Origin of the sequence: Salinicola socius (assembly GCF_001937195.1) — a bacterium.
GTDB classification, from domain to species: domain Bacteria; phylum Pseudomonadota; class Gammaproteobacteria; order Pseudomonadales; family Halomonadaceae; genus Salinicola; species Salinicola socius.
The window spans coordinates 108,467-127,103 of record NZ_MSDO01000007.1; the positions used below are offsets into that span (position 1 = coordinate 108,467).

Sequence of the window (18,637 nt, forward strand, 5' to 3'; positions counted from 1 at the left end):
GAACTCCTGGCAGTCGGTGGGACGAATCGGCGCTCATGATACCAGAGCCTGTCGCTCAGTCTGATCAGGCGTCCGACGATTCACCCTGACGTGACGGCCGCAGCAGCATGGCCAGCGCCACGCAGCAGAGCAGTGCCACCAGCAGCGCGAACAGTAGCCCGGTCAGTTGCAGGCTGACGACGGAAGCCACCACGCCGATGCCGATCACCGGCAGCGAGATGGCGATGTAAGCCACCACGAAGAAGGTCGAGACCACCGATGCCTTGTGCTCCGCCGGGCTTGCCGCCGCGATGGCGCCCAACCCGGCACGGAAGGCGATGCCCTGGCCGATGCCGGCGACGGCAGGGCCGACGATGAACCCCGTCAACGTCTTCGCGCCGATGCCCCAGGCGATCAACAGCACGCCGATCAGCAAGACGCCGCAGCCGATCGGCAGACGCCGGGCCTCGGGGAGTCGCCCCTGAAGCATCTGGCCGACCGTGGAGGCGATGAACAGAAGCCCGGCCACGAAGCCGATCAGCGCCGGGTTGTGATGGCCAAGTTCCCTGCCGAGAAAGGCCGGCGTCACCGAGGTCGCGAAACCGCACACCATGAAGCCGGCAAAAGCGGCAATCGCCGCGGGAACGAAAACGCTGCGGACCCCTTCGGGCACGCCGAGCCGCTGCACGCTCAGCCGTATCCGCGCCGGTCGCTCCACCGTCTCGGGCGCCCGCCAGAGGCAGAGCACGGCCAGCAGGACCAGGGCGAGGTGGACGACGTAGGGAAGGATCAACGGCATCGGGAACGCCACCGCCAGCACCCCGGCGAGCATCGGCCCCAACCCCAGCCCGCCCATGTTGGCCGCGGTGGCAACCAGCGGGCCGACCCGCTTCCAGGCGTCGGGCACCAGCTCCATCACCGCGACGGTGGCGGTACCGGTGAAGATGCCGGCCGAGATACCGGACAGCACGCGGCCGGTCAGGATCATGCCGAGACCGCCGGCATGCCAGAACACCACGTCGCTCAACACCGAGGCGGCCAGACCGGCGAACAGCATCGGACGCCGTCCCAACTGATCCGACCAGCGCCCGGTCAGCAGCAGCGCGCCTATCACGCCGGCGGCGTAGACCGCGAAGATGATCGTGATCGTCAGCTGGGAGAAGCCGAACTGCTGCTGATAGATCGGATAGAGCGGCGTCGGCATGGTGGTGCCGATCATCGTCGCCGCGAAGGCCAGGGCAACACCCAGAAATGGGCCGGCGCGACGCTTCTGGGCAGTCTGGGAAGGGGTCATGAACATCCTTGTCGATCAGAACGACCTTCGAGGCAAGGCCGCATGGAACGAATGGCAACGCGCATTGTAGCCGATAGTCCGTCGCCGCCGGCCACGCAACGGCCACGCCGGTCGCGGTCCGGCGCGACGCCTAGCCGGGGCGTGGCATTTCCATGGCATAATAGGCCGCTTCACGTATTTCCGGACGGTCGTTCTGTCATGTCGCACGCTCTCTCGACGCCTCATCCTCATCCCGCTGCCAGCGCACTGGGTACGCTGTATATCGTCTCCGCGCCCTCCGGTGCCGGCAAGACCAGCCTGGTGCGCGCCCTGCTCCAGCGCAACGCGGGCATCGGCGTCTCGGTATCCCATACCACGCGGGCGATGCGTCCCGGCGAGCAGGATGGCGTCAATTATCACTTCGTCAGCCAGCCCGAATTCGAGGCAATGGTCGAACGTGGCGAGTTCTTCGAACACGCCTGGGTCTTCGACCGCCACTACGGCACCTCGCGGCTGGAAGTCGAGAAGCGCCTCGCCGTGGGCGAGGACGTGATTCTCGAGATCGACTGGCAGGGTGCCCGGCAGGTACGTGAGCAGTCTCCCGAGGCCGAATCGATCTTCATCCTGCCACCTTCGCGAGACGCGCTCCACCAGCGACTCTCCGGGCGCGGTACCGACGACGAGACCGTCATCGCCCGGCGCATGCGTGACGCGGTCGGCGAAATGTCGCACTACGACGAGTATGAACACGTGATCATCAACGACACGTTCGAGCACGCACTGACCGAGCTCGAGTGCATCGTGCATGCGCGCCGGTCGCGCCTCGACAAGATGCAGGCGCGCCACGCCACCCTGCTCGACGAGCTGCTGAACCCCGTCGATTGAACCGCCATCGGCGGGCTCTTGTCAGATTACGCGCGACTCCAGTAGACTGCTCGGTCCCGCAGACCCCGCATCAGGGGGCGCGTTCACCCATTTTGGCAGCAGGGCTCCCCCCATGGCACGAGTGACCGTCGAAGATTGTCTGGAACACATCGAGAACCGTTTCAAGCTGGTAATGATCTCGTCCCAGCGCGCCCGTCAGCTCGCACGCGGCTCCCGCGATGCGCTGCTGCCGTGGGAAAACGACAAGCCGACCGTGATGGCACTGCGCGAGATCGCCACCGGCCAGATCGGCGACAGCATTCTCGACGAGCCCGTCGAAGCCGCGCCGCCGCGCCCGCGCCCCGAGCCGACCCAGGAATACGACATCTGAACCCGGCTCCCGTCGCGACGCGCGGCCGTCAGTGCTGGCGCCACGATGTTCGAGGAACGGATTGCAGGACGAGTCGTCCATAACGGTTAGTCACACGGGTAGTCAAAAATAGGCGCGCCGCATGTTCACCATCGATGACCTGGCCGATCGTCTCGGCGGCTATCTCCCCGACGACGAGATTCAGCAGGTCAAGCGCGCCTTCTACTATGCCGAGCAGGCCCACGACGGTCAGCGGCGCCGCTCCGGCGAGCCCTACGTCACCCACCCGCTCGCCGTCGCCAATATTCTCGCCAACATGCACATGGATCATCAGAGCCTGATGGCCGCCATGCTGCACGATGTCATCGAAGATACCAGCGTCTCCCGGGAAGCCCTGGAAGCGCAGTTCGGCGAAGCCGTGGCGGAGCTGGTCGACGGCGTCTCGAAGCTGACCCAGATCACCTTCGAGGACAAGGCGGTCGCCCAGGCCGAGAACTTCCAGAAGATGGTCATGGCGATGTCCCGTGACATTCGGGTGATCATCGTCAAGCTCGCCGACCGCCTGCACAACATGCGCACGCTGGGTGCGCTGCGCCCGGACAAGAAACGCCGGATCGCCCGCGAAACCCTGGAAATCTATGCACGTATCGCCGGGCGCCTGGGGATCAACACCATTCGTGTCGAGCTCGAGGATCTGTCGTTCCAGGCGATCCATCCGATGCGTTCCGAGCGCATCAAGCGCGCGGTGGCCAGCGCCCGCGGCAATCGCCGTTCGACCATGCGCCAGATCCAGACCAGCCTGCAGCGCCGGCTCGACGAGGACGATCTGACCGGCAGCGTGGTCGGGCGCCAGAAGCATCTGCTGTCGATCTATCGCAAGATGCACGATCAGCGCAAACCGTTCGCCGAGATCATGGACGTGTTCGGTTTCCGCATCATCACCGACAGCGTCGACAACTGCTATCGCGTGCTGGGCGCGGTGCACAACCTCTACAAGCCGGTGCCGGGGCGCTTCAAGGATTACATCGCGATTCCCAAGGCCAACGGCTACCAGAGCCTGCATACCACGCTGTTCGGGCCCAGCGGGATGCCGATCGAAGTGCAGATCCGCACCCGCGAGATGGAAGCGATGGCCAACAACGGCATCGCCGCCCACTGGCTCTACAAGGCGGGTCAGACCGAGCGCCCGATCGCTGCCGGCAGTCACGCCCGCGCCCGCGAATGGGTTCGCGGCCTGCTCGAGATGCAGCGCCATGCCGGCGACTCGCTGGAGTTCATCGAACACGTCAAGAACGACTTGTTCCCGGACGATGTCTACATCTTCACCCCCAAGGGCGACATCATGGAGTTGCCTCAGGGAGCGACGGCGGTCGACTTCGCCTACAGCGTGCATACCGATATCGGCAACAGCTGCATCGCCTGTCGTATCGATCGTCATCTGGCACCGCTGTCGACGCCGCTGGAGAGCGGTCAGACGCTGGAGATCATCACTGCGCCGGGCGCGCGCCCCAACCTGGCCTGGCTCAACTTCGTGATCACCGCCAAGGCACGCTCGGCGATTCGCCATGCGCTGAAAAGTCAGCAGCGCAGCGAGGCGATCCACCTCGGACGGCGCCTGCTCAATCGCGCGCTGGGTGGCTTCGAGACCAGTCTCGAGAAACTGCCGACGGGCCGGCTCACGGCGCTGTTGAACGAGCTGGAACTCAAGACCGAGGACGATCTGCTCGAGACCATCGGCCTCGGCACCCGGCTGGCCCACACCACGGCACGACGCCTGGTCGCGAACGATCTGCCGCTCGAGGCCAACGCCGGCGAACGCAGCGCCGATCCGCTCCTGGACATCCGCCCGCACAACGGTCCGATCGTGATCAACGGCTCCGAGAGCATGTCGATCAGCTTCGCTCGCTGCTGCCACCCGCTACCGGGAGATCCGGTCATCGGCCATCTGTCGATCGGCAAGGGGATCGTCGTCCACCGGCATGAGTGTGGTAATCTCGACGAGTTGCGCGACGATCCCGACAAGCTGGTCTCGCTGACCTGGTCGAAGCAGATCGATCAGGATTTCCCGGTACCGCTGCGGATCGAAGTCGAGACTCGACGCGGCCTGATCGCCGAGCTGGCCAGCCTGATCACCGACGCCGACGCCAATATCGAGCGCATCGGCATCGAGGAACGCGATGCCAGGCTCTCGATCGTCAATCTGACCATTCTGGTCAAGGGCCGCATTCATCTGGCGCGAATCATCAAGCGCTTGCGTAACCTGAATCATATCGGCCGCATCGTTCGCGCCCGAAACTAATCGGTAAAAGCTGCCCCGCCGCGTCATGCGCGGCGGGGCAGTGTTTTTTCACGATGGCAATGCCATTGAAAAAGTATTTATGAGAAGACGCTAGATAAAGAAACTGGAGGGTACGCCATGAGCAACAAAGCCGTCATCAATACCGACAACGCCCCGGCCGCCATCGGCCCTTATTCCCAGGCGATCAAGTCGGGCAATACCGTCTATCTCTCGGGCCAGATTCCGCTAGATCCGAAGACCATGGAACTGGTCTCTCAGGAATTCGAGGCTCAGGCACGGCAGGTATTCACCAACATGGCCGCCGTATGTCAGGAAGCCGCCGGGTCGCTGCAGGATATCGTCAAGCTCAACCTCTACCTGACCGATCTCGACAACTTCGCCGTGGTCAACAAGGTGATGGAAGAGTTCTTCCGGCCGCCGTTCCCGGCTCGTGCCGCAGTCGGTGTCAAGCAGCTGCCCAAGGGCAGCCAGGTGGAAGCCGAAGCCGTGATGGTCATCGGCGACTGAGATCGCACCGCGAGGGTCGCCCGAGACTGACGGCGCGGCGCGTTCAGGCGCGCGCGGCCTCGGGCAACTCGCCGCGCAGCTTGCTCACGTCCGCCCGCGGCGGCACACCGAACAACCGGCTGTATTCGCGGCTGAAGTGGGAAGGGCTGCCGTAACCCACGCGGAAACTGGCGGTGGCTGCCTCCATGCCTTCCGCCAGCATCAATCGCCGCGCCTCGTGCAGCCGCAGCTTCTTCTGGAACTGCACCGGCGACATCCGCGTGACCTGCTTGAAACTGTGGAACAGCGACGACTCACTCATGTTGACCATGTCCGCCAGATCGCGAACGCGCAGCGGCTCAGTGAAACGATCCTTGAGCACCGCGATCACCTTGGAAATACGGTGCGTCTGGGTGTCCGCCATCGCGAACTTGCGCATGTGCAGACCGATCTCCCCGATCAGCGCACGATAGAAGATCTCTCGTCGCACCAGCGGCGCAAGCATTCGAATGTCCTGCTGCGGCGAATCGAGCAGCGTCACTAGCCGCAGTATCGCCTCCACCAGCCCCTTCTCCGCCTGTACCCGACTTAAACCACAAGCATTCTCGGGGCACTCCTGCTGCTCCGTGCCGCCGAGCCCCTCGCCCAGCGCCAGCACCAGATCGGTGATCTCCTGGGGTTCGACAGTGATTTTCAGACCCAGATAGGGTTTGTCCGGTGACGCCTCGGTGACCTTGCCCAGTACCGGCAGATGCACTGCCGACACCATGCAGCTCAGCGGGCCGTAATCGATCTGCCGGTCCCCCAGCCATACCGTCTTGCTACCCTGCGCGATCAGGCAGAGCGAAGGGTCGTACACGGTGGAACCGATGCAGTTGTTGATGGAGGAATCGGCTCGCACCAGCTCCAGCCCCGGCACCGCGGTGGTGGTCAGACCCTCCTGGTGCGTCCATTGACGGATCTGCAACGCCAGAGTATCCGCCAATCGTCCAAGTTCATCGTCAAGCGTTTCGAAGACAGGTTGAACGACACTCACGACTTCACCTCTCGCTTGCTGGTCTGATGGTCATCTTGAGACAAATCGCGATTATATGCCTGCTTTCTGGCTTTCTGATGACAGAAAGCCGATATCTGCAGGATTGGGCAAGACCTTTGAAGGAACGGGCAATCATGCCCCGATGCCAATCCCGCACAGCCGGAAGCTGACACGCTCCCTTCCGCAGATCCACCATGTCGACAGAATTAGGCAATCAATGACGAGGAATCCGATAACGCCCGCGCTTGCCTGAACCCTACAGTGATCGTCCTATCCGGTGCCCATGCTCGCCAACCCCAGAGGTTGGCTGGTGCGTTTTCGGGCCTGACTCGCGCGATCTCTGGGCTGATTTTCACCGATCGCGACCGGAAACAGTCAACGCGGGGTCAAGGAAATGCAGAAATACAACGAAAAGCGCGTGTCGACGGCAAGTCTGTCTCGCGGATTGGGCGTATTGCTCGTCATCGCATTGATCGCCGGTTGCGATGCCCGGGGCGAAGCGCAAACCGCCAGTGCGCCGCCGCCGCCGGCAGTAGATGTCGCAACGGTGCTGGTGGAACCCGTCACGCTGCGGGAAACCTTCACCGGTCGCGTGGCGTCACCGCAGACCGTAGAGTTGCGGCCGCGAGTCAGTGGCTATATCGACGAAGTCGCCTTCGAAGAAGGGGAACTGGTCGAGGCCGGCGACCTGCTGTTTCGTATCGATCCCCGTCCCTACGAAGCCCGGGTACAGGCCGCCAAGGCCTCATTGGCTCAGGCGCAGAGTCAACGCCGGCTTACCGAGGTCGAGGCCGGCCGATCCCGCCAGCTGATCCAGAAACACATGATCTCCCAGGAGCAGCACGACCAGCGTCAGGCGGCAGCGCTCAATGCCCGAGCGCAGCAGGCGGAAGCCGAAGCCGCGCTGACCAGTGCCGAGCTGGATCTGCAGTACACCCGCGTCACCGCGCCGGTAACGGGACGCACCGGACGTGCCATGGTCACCAAGGGCAACCTCGCCAGTGCCGATCAGTCGGTGCTGACCACGCTGGTGTCGGTCGATCCGCTGTACGTCTATTTCGACAGCAACGAAGCCGAAGCCCCCAGCGCTCAAGCACTGCTGAATCAAGGCAAGACCGCCACGCTACGCATCGGGCTGACCGGCGAGACAGGGTTCCCTCACCAGGGACAGCTGGATTTCGTCGACAACCAGATCAACGCGGATACCGGCACTCTGCGCTACCGAGCGGTTCTGCCCAACCCGGATGGCGCCTTCCGACCCGGCCAGTTCGCGCGGGTGGAAATGCCCGTGGCCCATCTGGCAGAGGCGATGCTGGTGAACCGCAAGGCAGTGCTCGCCAATCAGGACCGGCGCTTCGTCTACGTGGTCGGCGACGACAATACCGTGACGCCGCGCCAGATCGAGACCGGCCGCGAAGTGGGGGATCTAATCGTGGTTCGCGAAGGCCTCAAGGCGGGTGAACGCGTGATCGTCAACGGCACCCAGAAGGTCCTCGCGCCGGGGATGCCGGTCGCGCCCAATCCGATCGCCATGCGTGAGCCGGCCGTCGGCAACGATGTCGCCACCCGATCCTGAGAAAGCCGCGCGCCGATCGACTCAACGCGTCCTGAAGCACTTCTCTCCTTCCGAATGACAAGACGCGGCGGGCATCGTCCCCGCCGCTCAGGAGCCTCTGTCATGAACTTTTCCCGCTTTTTCGTGGACCGGCCGATCTTCGCCGCGGTGCTGTCCATCGTCATCTTCGCGGTGGGCGCGATCTCCATCCCCAATCTGCCGATCGGGGAGTATCCGGAGGTGGTGCCGCCCTCGGTGCTGGTCCGCACGACCTATCCCGGCGCCAACCCCAAGGAGATCGCGGAGACCGTGGCCACGCCGCTGGAGGAGGCGATCACCGGCGTCGAGAACATGATGTACTACAAGTCCGTGGCCGGCTCCGATGGCGTGCTGCAGATGACCATCACCTTCCAGCCCGGCACCGATCCCGAGCAGGCGACCGTACGCGTCCAGAACCGGGTCAGCCAGGCGCTGGCAAGACTGCCGGAAGCGGTGCGGCGACAGGGCGTGACCACCCAGAAGCAGTCCCCCACCTTCCTGATGGTGGTCCACCTGGTGTCGCCGGATGACAGCTACGACACGCTCTACCTGCGCAACTACGCGCGCCTGCACGTGCGCGACCAGTTGGCGAAGATCTCTGGCGTCGGCGAGGCGCAGCTGTTCGGCGGCGGCGACTACGCCATGCGCGCCTGGCTGGACCCCGATCGCATCGCTTCCCATGGCCTGACCGCCGGCGACGTGGTCGCGGCCATGCGCGAGCAGAACGTCCAGGTCTCCGCCGGTCAGATCGGTGCCGAGCCCACCCCGCATAGTGATTTCCTGACCCTGATCAATGCCAAGGGCCGCCTGTCCACCGAGCAGGAGTTCGGCAACATCGTGCTCAAGGTCGGCGCGGACGGCGAAGTCCTGCGGCTGCGGGACGTCGCTCGTCTGGAATTGGGCGCAGGCGACTACACGCTGCGCGCCAGCCTCGACGGCAAGGATGCAGTGGCGATCGGTATCTTCCAGTCGCCCGGCGCCAATGCGCTGCAGATCCGCGACCAGGTGATCCGTACCATGGACGAGCTGGCCACCCAGTTCCCGCCGGGAGTGGAGTATCGCACCGTCTATGACACCACGCTGTTCGTGACCGACTCGATCCGCTCGGTGATTCAGACGCTGCTGGAAGCGATCCTGCTGGTGGTGCTGGTGGTAACGCTGTTCCTGCAAACCTGGCGCGCCTCGCTGATTCCGCTGCTGGCGGTGCCGGTCTCGGTGGTGGGCACGTTCTCGGTGCTGTTGCTGCTGGGGTATTCGATCAACACGCTGACGCTGTTCGGGCTGGTGCTGGCGATCGGCATCGTCGTCGACGACGCCATCGTGGTGGTGGAGAACGTGGAGCGCAACATCGGCCAGGGACTGGCACCGCGAGCCGCCGCCCACCAGGCGATGCGCGAGGTCTCCGGCCCGATCGTCGCCATCGGTCTGGTGCTGTGTGCAGTGTTCGTGCCGATGGCGTTCCTGTCCGGCGTCACCGGCCAGTTCTACCGCCAGTTCGCGGTGACCATCGCCATCTCCACCGTGATCTCCACCGTCAACTCGTTGACGCTCTCGCCGGCGCTGGCCGCGATGCTGCTCAGGCCTCACGACGCCCCGAAAGATCGCCTGACCCTAGTGATCGACTTTCTGTTCGGGTGGCTGTTCAGACCGTTCAACCGCTTCTTCAACGCCGGCTCGAATCGCTACCAGGGCGTGGTCTCGGGCAGCCTGCGCCGTCGCGGCGCGGTGTTCCTGGTCTATCTGATTCTGCTGGGCACCACCGGCTATCTGTTCAAGCTGGTGCCGCCGGGGTTCATCCCGGTCCAGGACAAGATGTACCTGATCGCCGGCGTGAAACTGCCGGAGGGCGCCTCGCTGGAGCGCACCGATGATCTGCTGCGCCAGGTGGTGGATATCGCCATGGAGACCGACGGCGTCGAGCACGCGATCTCGTTCCCGGGGCTCAACGCGCTGCAGTTCACCAACACCGCCAACACCGGGCTGGCGTTTCTGACCCTGAAGCCGTTCGATCAGCGCACCCGCACCGCGGCGGAGATCAACGCCGAGATCGCGGGCAAGATCAGTGGCCTCAAGGACGGCATCGCGTTCTCGTTCATGCCGCCGCCGATCCTCGGGCTAGGCAACGGTTCGGGCTATCAGCTGTTCATCGAGGATCGCGGCGGACTCGGCTACGGCCCGCTGCAGGAAGCGGTGACCGCGTTCCAGGGCGCGGTGGTGCAGACGCCGGGGATGAGCTATCCGATCACCAGCTATCAGGCCAACGTGCCCCAGCTCGATGCCGAGGTGGACCGACTCAAGGCCAAGACCCAGGGCGTGGCGGTGAGCGACCTGTTCGATACCCTGCAGACCTATCTGGGATCCACTTACGTCAACGATTTCAATACGTTCGGCCGCACCTGGCAGGTCATCGCCCAGGCCGATGCCCCCTACCGCGACAGCGTCGAGGATATCGCCCGGCTGCGCACCCGCAACGCCCAGGGCGAGATGGTGCCGATCGGCTCGATGATCGATATCCATCAGAGCTTCGGCCCCGATCCGGTGCTGCGTTTCAACGGCTACCCGGCCGCGGATCTGGCCGGCGAAGCCGACCCCCGGGTGCTCTCGTCGCCTCAGGCGATGAGCGCCTTGACCGATATCGGCGAGCGCGTACTGCCGGATGGCATCGACTTCGAATGGACCGACCTGAGCTATCAGCAGTCCACTCAGGGCAACGCCGCGCTGGTGGTATTCCCGCTGGCGGTCATGCTGGTGTTCCTGGTGCTGGCCGCGCTCTACGAGAGCTGGACATTGCCGCTGGCGGTGATCCTGATCGTGCCGATGTGTCTGCTGTCGGCACTCGTCGGCGTCAAGATTTCCGGCGGCGACACCAACGTCTTCGTCCAGGTGGGCCTGGTGGTGCTGATCGGGCTGGCCTGCAAGAACGCCATCCTGATCGTCGAATTCGCCCGCGAGCTCGAGTTCCAGGGTCGCAGCGTGGTGGAAGCGGCGCTGGAAGCCTGCCGGCTGCGTCCGATCATCATGACCTCGATCACCTTCACCGCGGCAGTGATACCGCTGGCGCTGGGCCACGGCGCCGGCGCCGAGGTGCGTCAGGCCCTGGGCATCGCCGTCTTTGCCGGGATGCTCGGCGTGACCCTGTTCGGGCTGTTGCTGACCCCGGTCTTCTACGTGGCGCTGCGCAAGCTGGCCGGTCCGCTCAGCCAGGGGCACGGCTCGACGATGGAAGGCGAAGACCAGCACCCCCACAACGACCCTGCCTGATCGGGAGCCGCGGTCAAACCGGCAAACCGTTGGCAACGGGGGGAACGATGCGCCATCCTGCTGGCAACGCTACAGGGGGCCGCTATCGTGACCGTTTCTCGCCGACTCTTCTTTGCCTTGTGGCCCGACGACGCCAGTCGCCGGGCGCTGGCCGACGAGGCCGCGCGGCTGGCACCGCTCTGTGGCGGCTACCCGCTGCCGGCGGAGAACATGCATGTCACGCTGGCGTTCCTGGGCAGTGTCGACGAGGTCCGGCTCGCCCCCCTCGTGGACCTCGCGCAGGGCTGGCCGGCACTGCGCGGCGAGTGGAGACTGGACCGACTGGGCCATTTTCCCCAGCCCCGCATCGTCTGGGCCGGCAGCCAGACGCCGAACGACGCGCTCCTGACGCTCGATACCGAGCTCTGGCGGGCGCTGTCCCGCCACGGCTTCACCGCGCCGCAACGTGAATTCACCCCGCATGTCAGTCTGGTACGTCAGGCCGGCCGCGCGGCGACAAGGACCACACTGACCACTCCCGTCATCTGGCGATACGACCACCTCGCGCTGGTCGAGTCCCGACTCGACGGTGAGGCGTCGCGCTACCTGACGCTGGCTCACGGCCAATCCTGACCAAGGTTCAGAACAGAATCTGCAGATTGTCAGAAGCCAACTCCACGCCCTCCGGCAGGATTCGGGAAGTCGCCATGAAGTCGGCATCCAGCTCGTGACTGATATGGGTCAGCCAGGCGCGAGACGGCTGGATTCGCTCGATGATCTCCAGCGCCATGGCGACGTTGTTGTGGTTGCGGGGCGTGGTATGCGACTCCGGGTGCGGGGAGTCATCAGACTCCGGATTCGGGGAGTGATAAGAGTCGGGATGAGTCGCATCGACCACCACGCCATGGGGCCGCCATTCGCTCAGAAAGCGTTCGGTGGCACCGGGCAGGCCCACGGTGTCGCACAGCCAGGCCAGCCGGTTGACGCCGTCTTCGATCGCGTAGCCCAGCGTCGGCTTGCTGTGGTTGAGCGGCAGCGGCGTGACCTCGAGCCGCCCCAGCTGCAGTGTCCGGAACGGCTTCAGACCGGGCTGGAAGTCGAGAATGCCGGGGTTCCTGTGCAGGTCGGCGCAGCCTTGAGGATCCTTGGGACCGTAAACCGGAATCGATTCGCCCCGGCCCCAGCGCAGGTGCAAAAGCCCCTGCACGTGATCGGCGTGATAGTGAGTCAGCAGGATGGCGGCAGGGCGCTGACGCTCGCAGCGGGCGGCCAGATCCATGCGCCCGGCGTCGATCAGGATCAGTTCCCCATCGAGTTCGATCTCGCCGCAACAGGGCTCTCGGCGGTGGCAGCTCAGCAGCCGTGCCCGCTGGCAGGCCAGGCAGTCGCAGCCGAAACAGGGAACCTGCGCGCTGTCACCGGTGCCGGCGAAGCGCAGCTTCACGCCGGATCGTCCGCTACGGGGGCGGCGTCGAGCCAGGCTTCGAGTGTCTTGACGCCCTCCGCCAGCGCGCCGCCGTTGTCGATTCGAGCGACCCCGGAAAGCGCGTGTTCCTCGCAGCTTCGTGCCAGTCGCGCCTCGACCTCGGCCAGCGTCTCGCGTCCGCGAGCGATCAGGCGTCGGCGCAGCACCTCGGCGTCCGCCACCACCAGCAGCGGCACCAATGCCGCGCCGAATCGCTCGCGCGCCCTTTCCAGCGCGCGGCGACTGCCGTTGAGCACCACCGTGTGCCCCGCCGCCAGCCACGCTTCGATCTCGGCGCCGACGCCGTAGTCGAGCTCATGTGCGCGCCACGAGAGACAGAACAGCCCCCGCTCGCGCCGCCAGTGGAATGCCTCGCGTGAGAGTTCGACACAGTTCTCCGCCCCGCCGCTGGCCCGGGTGATATAGCGATGCGCCACCAGCGCGTCCGGACGACGCCGTGCCAGCTCGCGCAGCAGGCTGTCCTTGCCGACGCCGCTGGCGCCCATGAGGTAGATCAGACGCGACATCTCGGACCTCTCGGAAAATACGCCATCAATGAACCTGCCTGCCCGCGGTCCACACCCGTCTCAGGATGGGATGATCGTCGATCAACCGCACCCGCAATAGATCGGCGCGCAGCCCCGCTGCCAGACGACCGCGATCGTCGAGCCCTACCGCTTCGGCCGGTATCCGTGTCGCGGTGGCGACCGCCCGGGGCAACGCGTAGCCGTTCTCCATCGCCGCCACCCGGAACACGGCATCGAGCAGCGCCGCCGGATAGTAATCCGACGACAGGATATCCAGCACGCCCAGCTCGACCAGATCGGCAGCGGCGATATTGCCGGAGTGGGAACCGCCGCGAACCACGTTGGGCGCGCCCATCATCACCGCCATGCCGGCCCGGTGGGAGGCCTCGGCCGCTTCGCGGGTGGTGGGAAATTCGGCGACGCGAGTGCCGTACTCGTGGCTTTCGGCGACATGCTCGACGGTGGCGTCGTCGTGGCTGGCGATCGCCAGGCCGCGTTCGCGACAGCTGGCCGCAATGGCACGACGATGCTCGGCGCTGTAGCGCTGGCTGTTGTCGATCTGTGTCGCCATGAAAGCGTTCATCGCTGCGTCATCGAGCTGGTACTTGCCCTGATAGTAGACGCGATACGCCTCGAGGCTGGCGAACTGGCGCTGACCGGGGGCGTGGTCCATCAGCGATACCAGGCCCAGCAATGGCGATGACGACAGCGCTTCGAACCGCGCCAGCGTGTTCGGGTGACTGACCTCGCAGCGCAGGTGGAGGCGATGATCGACCCGCGCCAGGCCATCGTGGACGATCTGCGATAGCGCCTGACACATCTCGTCCAGCGCCCGGTGGCGCATGCTCTGCTCGTCCACGTCACCGATCGAGACCGCATCGAACACGGTGGTGATGCCGCTGGCCGCCATCTGGGCATCGTGAGCCAGTGCCGCCTGACGCCCCGGCCATTCGACCTTGGGCCGCGGCTGGAAATATTTCTCCATGTTGTCGGTGTGCAGCTCGACCAGCCCCGGCAGCAGCGTGTCGCCTTCGCAGTCGACGGCGCCGGCGGCCTGGCTCGCGCCGTGGTCGATGGCCGCGATCCGGCCGTCGCGGATCACCAGCGTGCCGTCGATCACCTCGTCGTCGAGCACCAGCCTGGCGTGGGTCAGTATCTGTTCCTGCGCGCTCATGACAACGTCTCCTGGACGTCCCGGGTGAAAGAAGCGCGAGCGCCGAGGCTGTCGTCCAGCGGCAGCAGACGATCGGCGACCCGGTCGCGCACGTCCTCGTCGTGAAAGATGCCGAGCATCGCCGCACCGCGGGCCTTGGCCTCGCCGATCAGGGCGATCACCACGTCGCGATTGGTGGCATCCAGCGACGCGGTGGGTTCGTCGAGCAGCAGCAACGGATGCTCGCCGATGAACCCGCGAGCGATGTTGACGCGCTGCTGTTCGCCGCCGGAGAAGGTACCGGGCGGCAGCTGCCACAACCTTTCGGGCAGGTTGAGCCGGGCCAGCAGCGTCTCGGCCCGCTGGCGGGCATCCTGCTCGTCGGCGCCACGCGCCAGCAGCGGCTCCATCACCACGTCGACGGCGGCGACCCGCGGGACCACCCGCAGAAACTGGCTGACGTAGCCGATCACGTCGCGGCGCAGACCGTGCCAGGCGTAGGCCGGCAGCGTCTCGAGGTCGAGCGTGCCATCGTCGAAATGCAGACGGATACGGCCCTGATCGATGCAGTAGTCGCCATGGAGCATCTTCAACAGCGTGCTCTTGCCGATACCGCTGCGTCCGGCCAGCACCAGGCACTCGCCGGCATGCAGCGTCAGCGACAGATCGCGCATCACGTCGATTTCGAGCCCGCCCTGGCCGTGTAGCAGAAACTGCTTGTGCAACCCGCTCACCGTGAGGCGAGGTCGAGCGTTCGTCATGGAATGCATTGAAATTCCTCCCTCAGGGCGTCAGGACAGAAGAAACCAGCAGCTGCGTATATTCGTGCTGCGGGTCATCGAGAATCTGATCGGTGAGGCCGGTCTCCACCACCTGACCGCGGCGCATCACCATCAGCCGGTGGGCGAGCAGGCGCGCCACGGCGAGATCGTGGGTCACCAGCACCACCGAGAGACCGAGGCTTCTCACCAGCGTGCGCAGCATGTCGAGCAGGCGCGCCTGGACCGAGACGTCGAGTCCGCCGGTGGGCTCGTCCATGAACACCAGCCGCGGCCGGGTGACCAGGGTGCGGGCGATCTGCAGGCGCTGCTGCATGCCGCCGGAGAACGTGCGCGGCGCATCGTCGATACGCCCAGCATCGAGTTCGACCTGGCGCATCCACGCCTGGCCCGTCTCTCTGAGCTGGCCGTAGTGGCGCTGGCCCTGGGCCATCAGCCGCTCGCCGATGTTGGCCCCGGCGGAAACGCCCATGCGCAGGCCGTCGCGGGGATTCTGGTGCACCAGCCCCCACTCGAGGCGCAGCAGCGCCCGGCGCTGCGCCTCGCCGATGGCGTAGAGATCGAGCTCGGCCTCATCCCGGTCTAGCACGTCTTCTCCGGCATGCCGTCGATAGACCACGCGCCCGGCATCCGGCGCTTCGAGCCCGGCAAGCACGCGCAACAGCGTCGACTTGCCGGAGCCGGACTCGCCGACGATGCCCAGCACCTCTCCGGCATGCAGTTGAAAGTCGATCGCCTCGCAGCCCTTGGCCGGGCCGTAGAGTCGGGTGATGTCCTGAACGTCGAGCAGAACCGGACGTTCCAGTGCCGGCTTCTTCATGCCACTTCTCCCCGCCGGGTCTGGCAGTAGTCGGTATCGGAGCAGACGAACATCCGCCCGCCCTTGTCGTCGGTGATCACTTCGTCGAGATAGCTGTGATCGCTGCCGCACAGCGCGCAGCTATGCTCCCAGCGCTGGATCTCGAACGGATGGTCCTCGAAGTCGAGACTCTCGACCCGGGTGTAGGGCGGGATCGCGTAGAGCCGCTTCTCGCGACCGGCGCCGAACAGCATCAGCGCCGGATTGCCGTCGAGCTTGGGGTTGTCGAACTTGGGGATCGGCGACGGGTCCATCACGTAGCGCCCGTCCACCTTGACCGGATAGGCGTAGGTGGTGGCGATGTGGCCGTAGCGGGCGATGTCCTCGTAGAGCTTGACGTGCATCACGCCGTACTCCTCCAGCGCGTGCATCAGCCGGGTCTCCTGCTCGCTGGGCTCGATGAAGCGCAGCGGCTCGGGGATCGGCACCTGGAACACCAGAATCTGACCGCTTCGCAGCGGCGTCTCGGGAATCCGGTGGCGGGTCTGGATCACGTCCGCCGCGGTGGTCGCGGTGGTGGTCTCGACCCCGGCCACGCGCTGGAAAAAGTGGCGGATGCTGACCGCGTTGGTGGTGTCGTCGGCGCCTTGATCGATCACCTTGAGAATGTCGTCGGCCCCGAGAATACTGGCGGTGAGCTGCACGCCGCCGGTGCCCCAGCCGTAGGGCATCGGCATCTCGCGGCCGCCGAACGGCACCTGGTAGCCGGGAATCGCCACCGCCTTGAGCAGCGCACGGCGGATCATTCTTTTCGTCTGTTCGTCGAGGTAGGCGAAGTTGTATCCGTTCATATTGAGCTCCCGAAACTAGCTGCGTCGCCGGATACGGCGTTAAACACGCCCTCAAAATGCTCATTCATAACCCATGAACTCCGCTTTCTTGGTCGTGTTTGCCTTGTCCCAACTTCCTCGCTGACGTTTCTTCCTCCGTGGAAGGTCGATCCAGCGATTCGCCCAGCTCAGGTGAAGAATTTCGAGCATGTTCGCGGCGCAGGCGCCGGAGCAGATCGAGCTCGGACTGGAAGTCGACGTAGTGCGGCAGCTTCAGATGCGAGACGAAGCCGGCGGCGTCGACGCTGTCGGCGTGGGCCAGCACGAACTCCGCCTGCTGCGCCGGGCCGATGATCGGCTCGCCCAGCTCCTCGGCGCGCAGCGCACGATCGACCAGCGCCATGGCCATGGTCTTGCGCTCGTTGTGGCCGAAGGCGAGGCCGTAACCCCGGGTGAACTGCGGTGCGGCCTCGCGCGAGCCGCCGAACTGGTTGATCATCTGGCACTCGCTCAGCGCGATCTCGCCGACGCAGATCGTCTCGTCCCACTCGGCGACGTGGATCTCCACTTCCACCTGGCCCAGGCGGATCTCGCCGGCAAACGGGTGATTGCGCCCGTAGCCGCGTTGGGTCGAGTACCCCAGCGCCAGCAGGTAGCCCTCGTCGCCTCGGGCCAGCATCTGCAGTCGGGCGGCGCGGTCCATCGGGTAATCCGGCGGATCGCGGGTGATGTCCGCAGGCTCACTGCCGTCGTCGATCTCCTGCTCCACCAGCCCTTCGTCGTTGAGCAGCGCCAGAATCTGTGGGCACGCCTCGGCGTCGGTGACGTCGTCCCGGGTCTCGGCAGGCGGCACCTCGGCGCCGGCCAGCTGGAGGAAATCGAGCAGGCGGTGGGTGTAGTCATAGGTCGGCCCCAGGATCTGGCCGCCGGGGATATCCTTGTAGGTGGCGCTGATGCGGCGTTCGATGCGCATGCTGGCGGTGTCGAGCGGCTCGCTGACGGCGAGTCGCGGCAGCGTGGTGCGATAGGCCCGCAGCAGGAACACGGCCTCGGTCAGATCGCCGCTGGCCTGCTTGAACGCCAGCGCGGCGAGTTCGGGGTCGTAGAGCGAGGCCTCGCTCATCACCCGGTCGACGGCCAGGCGCAGCTGATCGCCGATCTGGGCGACCTCGAGTTCCGGACGATCGCGGTCACCCCGGCGGCGGTCGGCCAGCCAGCGGTGGGCGTTGGCGATGGCCTGCTCGCCTCCCTTGACGGCAACGTACATCAGTTCACCTCCCGAGAATCGACGCGAGCCTCGGCACTCGCGATTCGGGTGCTGCGGGGAATCGCCGCCAGCCGCGCGCCGCAGCCGAAGATGGCGTCCAGCCCCTGCGGAAAGCTGGCGCGGTTGCCGGCCAGGCGGGTCATCAGCGCCCGACAGCCGGCACCGTCACCGATATCGAGCACCCGCGATTCGGCAATGCCGGGACCGCTGAGCCGCCAGCCGCTTTGCCCGTCGCGCTCACCTTTCGTATTCCCGTTCGAATCGTTTTCCAGTCGCTCGACGGCGACCAGCAGCGTGGTGCCGCGATCGGGATAGGTGTCGCTGCCCACCGCGAAAGGCGTGCGCGGATCGAAGGACGCGTGGGTCAGCAGCGCGAAATCGGCACTCGCCGGGTCATCGGTGATTCGCGCCCCGGTGTGAAAGGTCAGCGCCTCGCGCAGGGCCGGCGAGTCGAGCTCGGCGCCGATCCAGATCGTGGTATCCAGATCGCACAGACTCAGCAGCGCGCCCCACAGGGCGGCGCCCAGAAGCGGCTTCTGCGGCTGGGCAGGCGGTGTCGGCACGACCAGTTCATGCACGGTGCCGGGCTCGGACATGGCGCCAAGTACCTGCCGAAACAGGCGTTGGCTGTCATGGACGGTGTCATCCAGGGCGGGCCAGGATAGATTCATCACGC

General features: G+C 65.5%; 17 protein-coding genes. 7 read left to right on the forward strand and 10 right to left on the reverse strand.

The window, feature by feature from the left end; translation table 11 throughout:
• Positions 1–64: 64 nt before the first annotated feature.
• Positions 65–1,273: an MFS transporter gene (locus tag BTW07_RS06965; RefSeq protein WP_075569443.1), complete on the reverse strand. Its 1,209-nt coding sequence runs from the start codon at positions 1,271–1,273 to the stop codon at positions 65–67.
• A gap of 198 nt (positions 1,274–1,471) precedes the next feature.
• On the opposite strand from BTW07_RS06965, the gene gmk reads away from it, so the two are divergent.
• The 4 genes from gmk (at position 1,472) to BTW07_RS06985 (ending at position 5,292) form a co-directional block, all read left to right on the forward strand.
• Positions 1,472–2,137: a guanylate kinase gene (gene gmk / locus BTW07_RS06970; RefSeq protein ID WP_075569444.1), complete on the forward strand. Its 666-nt coding sequence runs from the start codon at positions 1,472–1,474 to the stop codon at positions 2,135–2,137.
• A 112-nt stretch (positions 2,138–2,249) separates the two neighbouring features.
• The gene (gene rpoZ, locus BTW07_RS06975) at positions 2,250–2,507 is read left to right on the forward strand and encodes a DNA-directed RNA polymerase subunit omega (protein ID WP_071230451.1); all 258 of its coding nucleotides are present in this window, start codon (positions 2,250–2,252) and stop codon (positions 2,505–2,507) included.
• 121 nt (positions 2,508–2,628) lie between these two features.
• Positions 2,629–4,785, forward strand: a complete 2,157-nt coding sequence (locus BTW07_RS06980; protein WP_075569445.1) for a RelA/SpoT family protein — start codon at positions 2,629–2,631, stop codon at positions 4,783–4,785.
• Positions 4,786–4,902: 117 nt separating this feature from the next.
• Positions 4,903–5,292: a RidA family protein gene (locus tag BTW07_RS06985; protein WP_075569446.1), complete on the forward strand. Its 390-nt coding sequence runs from the start codon at positions 4,903–4,905 to the stop codon at positions 5,290–5,292.
• A gap of 43 nt (positions 5,293–5,335) precedes the next feature.
• Here BTW07_RS06985 and BTW07_RS06990 read toward each other — a convergent pair whose 3' ends face one another.
• A complete protein-coding gene (locus BTW07_RS06990) occupies positions 5,336–6,307 on the reverse strand; it encodes an AraC family transcriptional regulator (protein WP_075569447.1) in 972 nt (323 codons plus the stop codon).
• 418 nt (positions 6,308–6,725) lie between these two features.
• Here BTW07_RS06990 and BTW07_RS06995 point away from each other — a divergent pair, with 418 nt between their 5' ends.
• From BTW07_RS06995 to thpR, 3 genes are all read left to right on the forward strand, one after another.
• On the forward strand, positions 6,726–7,883 hold the full coding sequence (locus tag BTW07_RS06995; RefSeq protein WP_482822358.1) for an efflux RND transporter periplasmic adaptor subunit: 1,158 nt from the start codon (positions 6,726–6,728) through the stop codon (positions 7,881–7,883).
• A 102-nt stretch (positions 7,884–7,985) separates the two neighbouring features.
• Positions 7,986–11,162, forward strand: a complete 3,177-nt coding sequence (locus BTW07_RS07000) for an efflux RND transporter permease subunit (protein WP_075569449.1) — start codon at positions 7,986–7,988, stop codon at positions 11,160–11,162.
• A gap of 87 nt (positions 11,163–11,249) precedes the next feature.
• Positions 11,250–11,774, forward strand: a complete 525-nt coding sequence (gene thpR / locus BTW07_RS07005; protein ID WP_158025868.1) for an RNA 2',3'-cyclic phosphodiesterase — start codon at positions 11,250–11,252, stop codon at positions 11,772–11,774.
• A 7-nt stretch (positions 11,775–11,781) separates the two neighbouring features.
• Here the strand turns inward: thpR and phnP are convergent, their stop codons facing one another.
• The 8 genes from phnP to phnH all read right to left on the reverse strand — a co-directional run bounded on the left by phnP (position 11,782) and on the right by phnH (position 18,632).
• Positions 11,782–12,585: a phosphonate metabolism protein PhnP gene (gene phnP, locus BTW07_RS07010; RefSeq protein ID WP_075569451.1), complete on the reverse strand. Its 804-nt coding sequence runs from the start codon at positions 12,583–12,585 to the stop codon at positions 11,782–11,784.
• Entirely contained in the window at positions 12,582–13,133 is a 552-nt protein-coding gene (phnN, locus tag BTW07_RS07015; protein ID WP_075569452.1) for a ribose 1,5-bisphosphokinase, read from the reverse strand. The genes phnP and phnN overlap by 4 nt, the downstream gene beginning before the upstream one ends.
• Positions 13,134–13,158: 25 nt before the next feature.
• Positions 13,159–14,307 carry an alpha-D-ribose 1-methylphosphonate 5-triphosphate diphosphatase gene (locus tag BTW07_RS07020; RefSeq protein WP_075569453.1) on the reverse strand — a complete coding sequence of 383 codons (1,149 nt, stop codon included), beginning with the start codon at positions 14,305–14,307 and terminating at the stop codon, positions 13,159–13,161.
• Positions 14,304–15,056 (reverse strand): phosphonate C-P lyase system protein PhnL, encoded by a 753-nt coding sequence (phnL, locus tag BTW07_RS07025; protein ID WP_232823753.1) that lies wholly within the window; start codon positions 15,054–15,056, stop codon positions 14,304–14,306. The genes BTW07_RS07020 and phnL overlap by 4 nt, the downstream gene beginning before the upstream one ends.
• A 13-nt stretch (positions 15,057–15,069) precedes the next feature.
• Positions 15,070–15,885, reverse strand: coding sequence for a phosphonate C-P lyase system protein PhnK (gene phnK, locus BTW07_RS07030; protein ID WP_075569454.1), 816 nt, complete (start codon positions 15,883–15,885; stop codon positions 15,070–15,072).
• The gene (locus BTW07_RS07035) at positions 15,882–16,715 is read right to left on the reverse strand and encodes an alpha-D-ribose 1-methylphosphonate 5-phosphate C-P-lyase PhnJ (RefSeq protein ID WP_075569455.1); all 834 of its coding nucleotides are present in this window, start codon (positions 16,713–16,715) and stop codon (positions 15,882–15,884) included. The genes phnK and BTW07_RS07035 overlap by 4 nt, the downstream gene beginning before the upstream one ends.
• Before the next feature lie 64 nt (positions 16,716–16,779).
• The gene (locus BTW07_RS07040) at positions 16,780–17,961 is read right to left on the reverse strand and encodes a carbon-phosphorus lyase complex subunit (protein ID WP_075569456.1); all 1,182 of its coding nucleotides are present in this window, start codon (positions 17,959–17,961) and stop codon (positions 16,780–16,782) included.
• Complete coding sequence (phnH, locus tag BTW07_RS07045; protein WP_075569457.1) at positions 17,961–18,632, reverse strand: phosphonate C-P lyase system protein PhnH; 672 nt, start codon at positions 18,630–18,632, stop codon at positions 17,961–17,963. The genes BTW07_RS07040 and phnH overlap by 1 nt, the downstream gene beginning before the upstream one ends.
• Between the last annotated feature and the right edge of the window lie 5 nt (positions 18,633–18,637).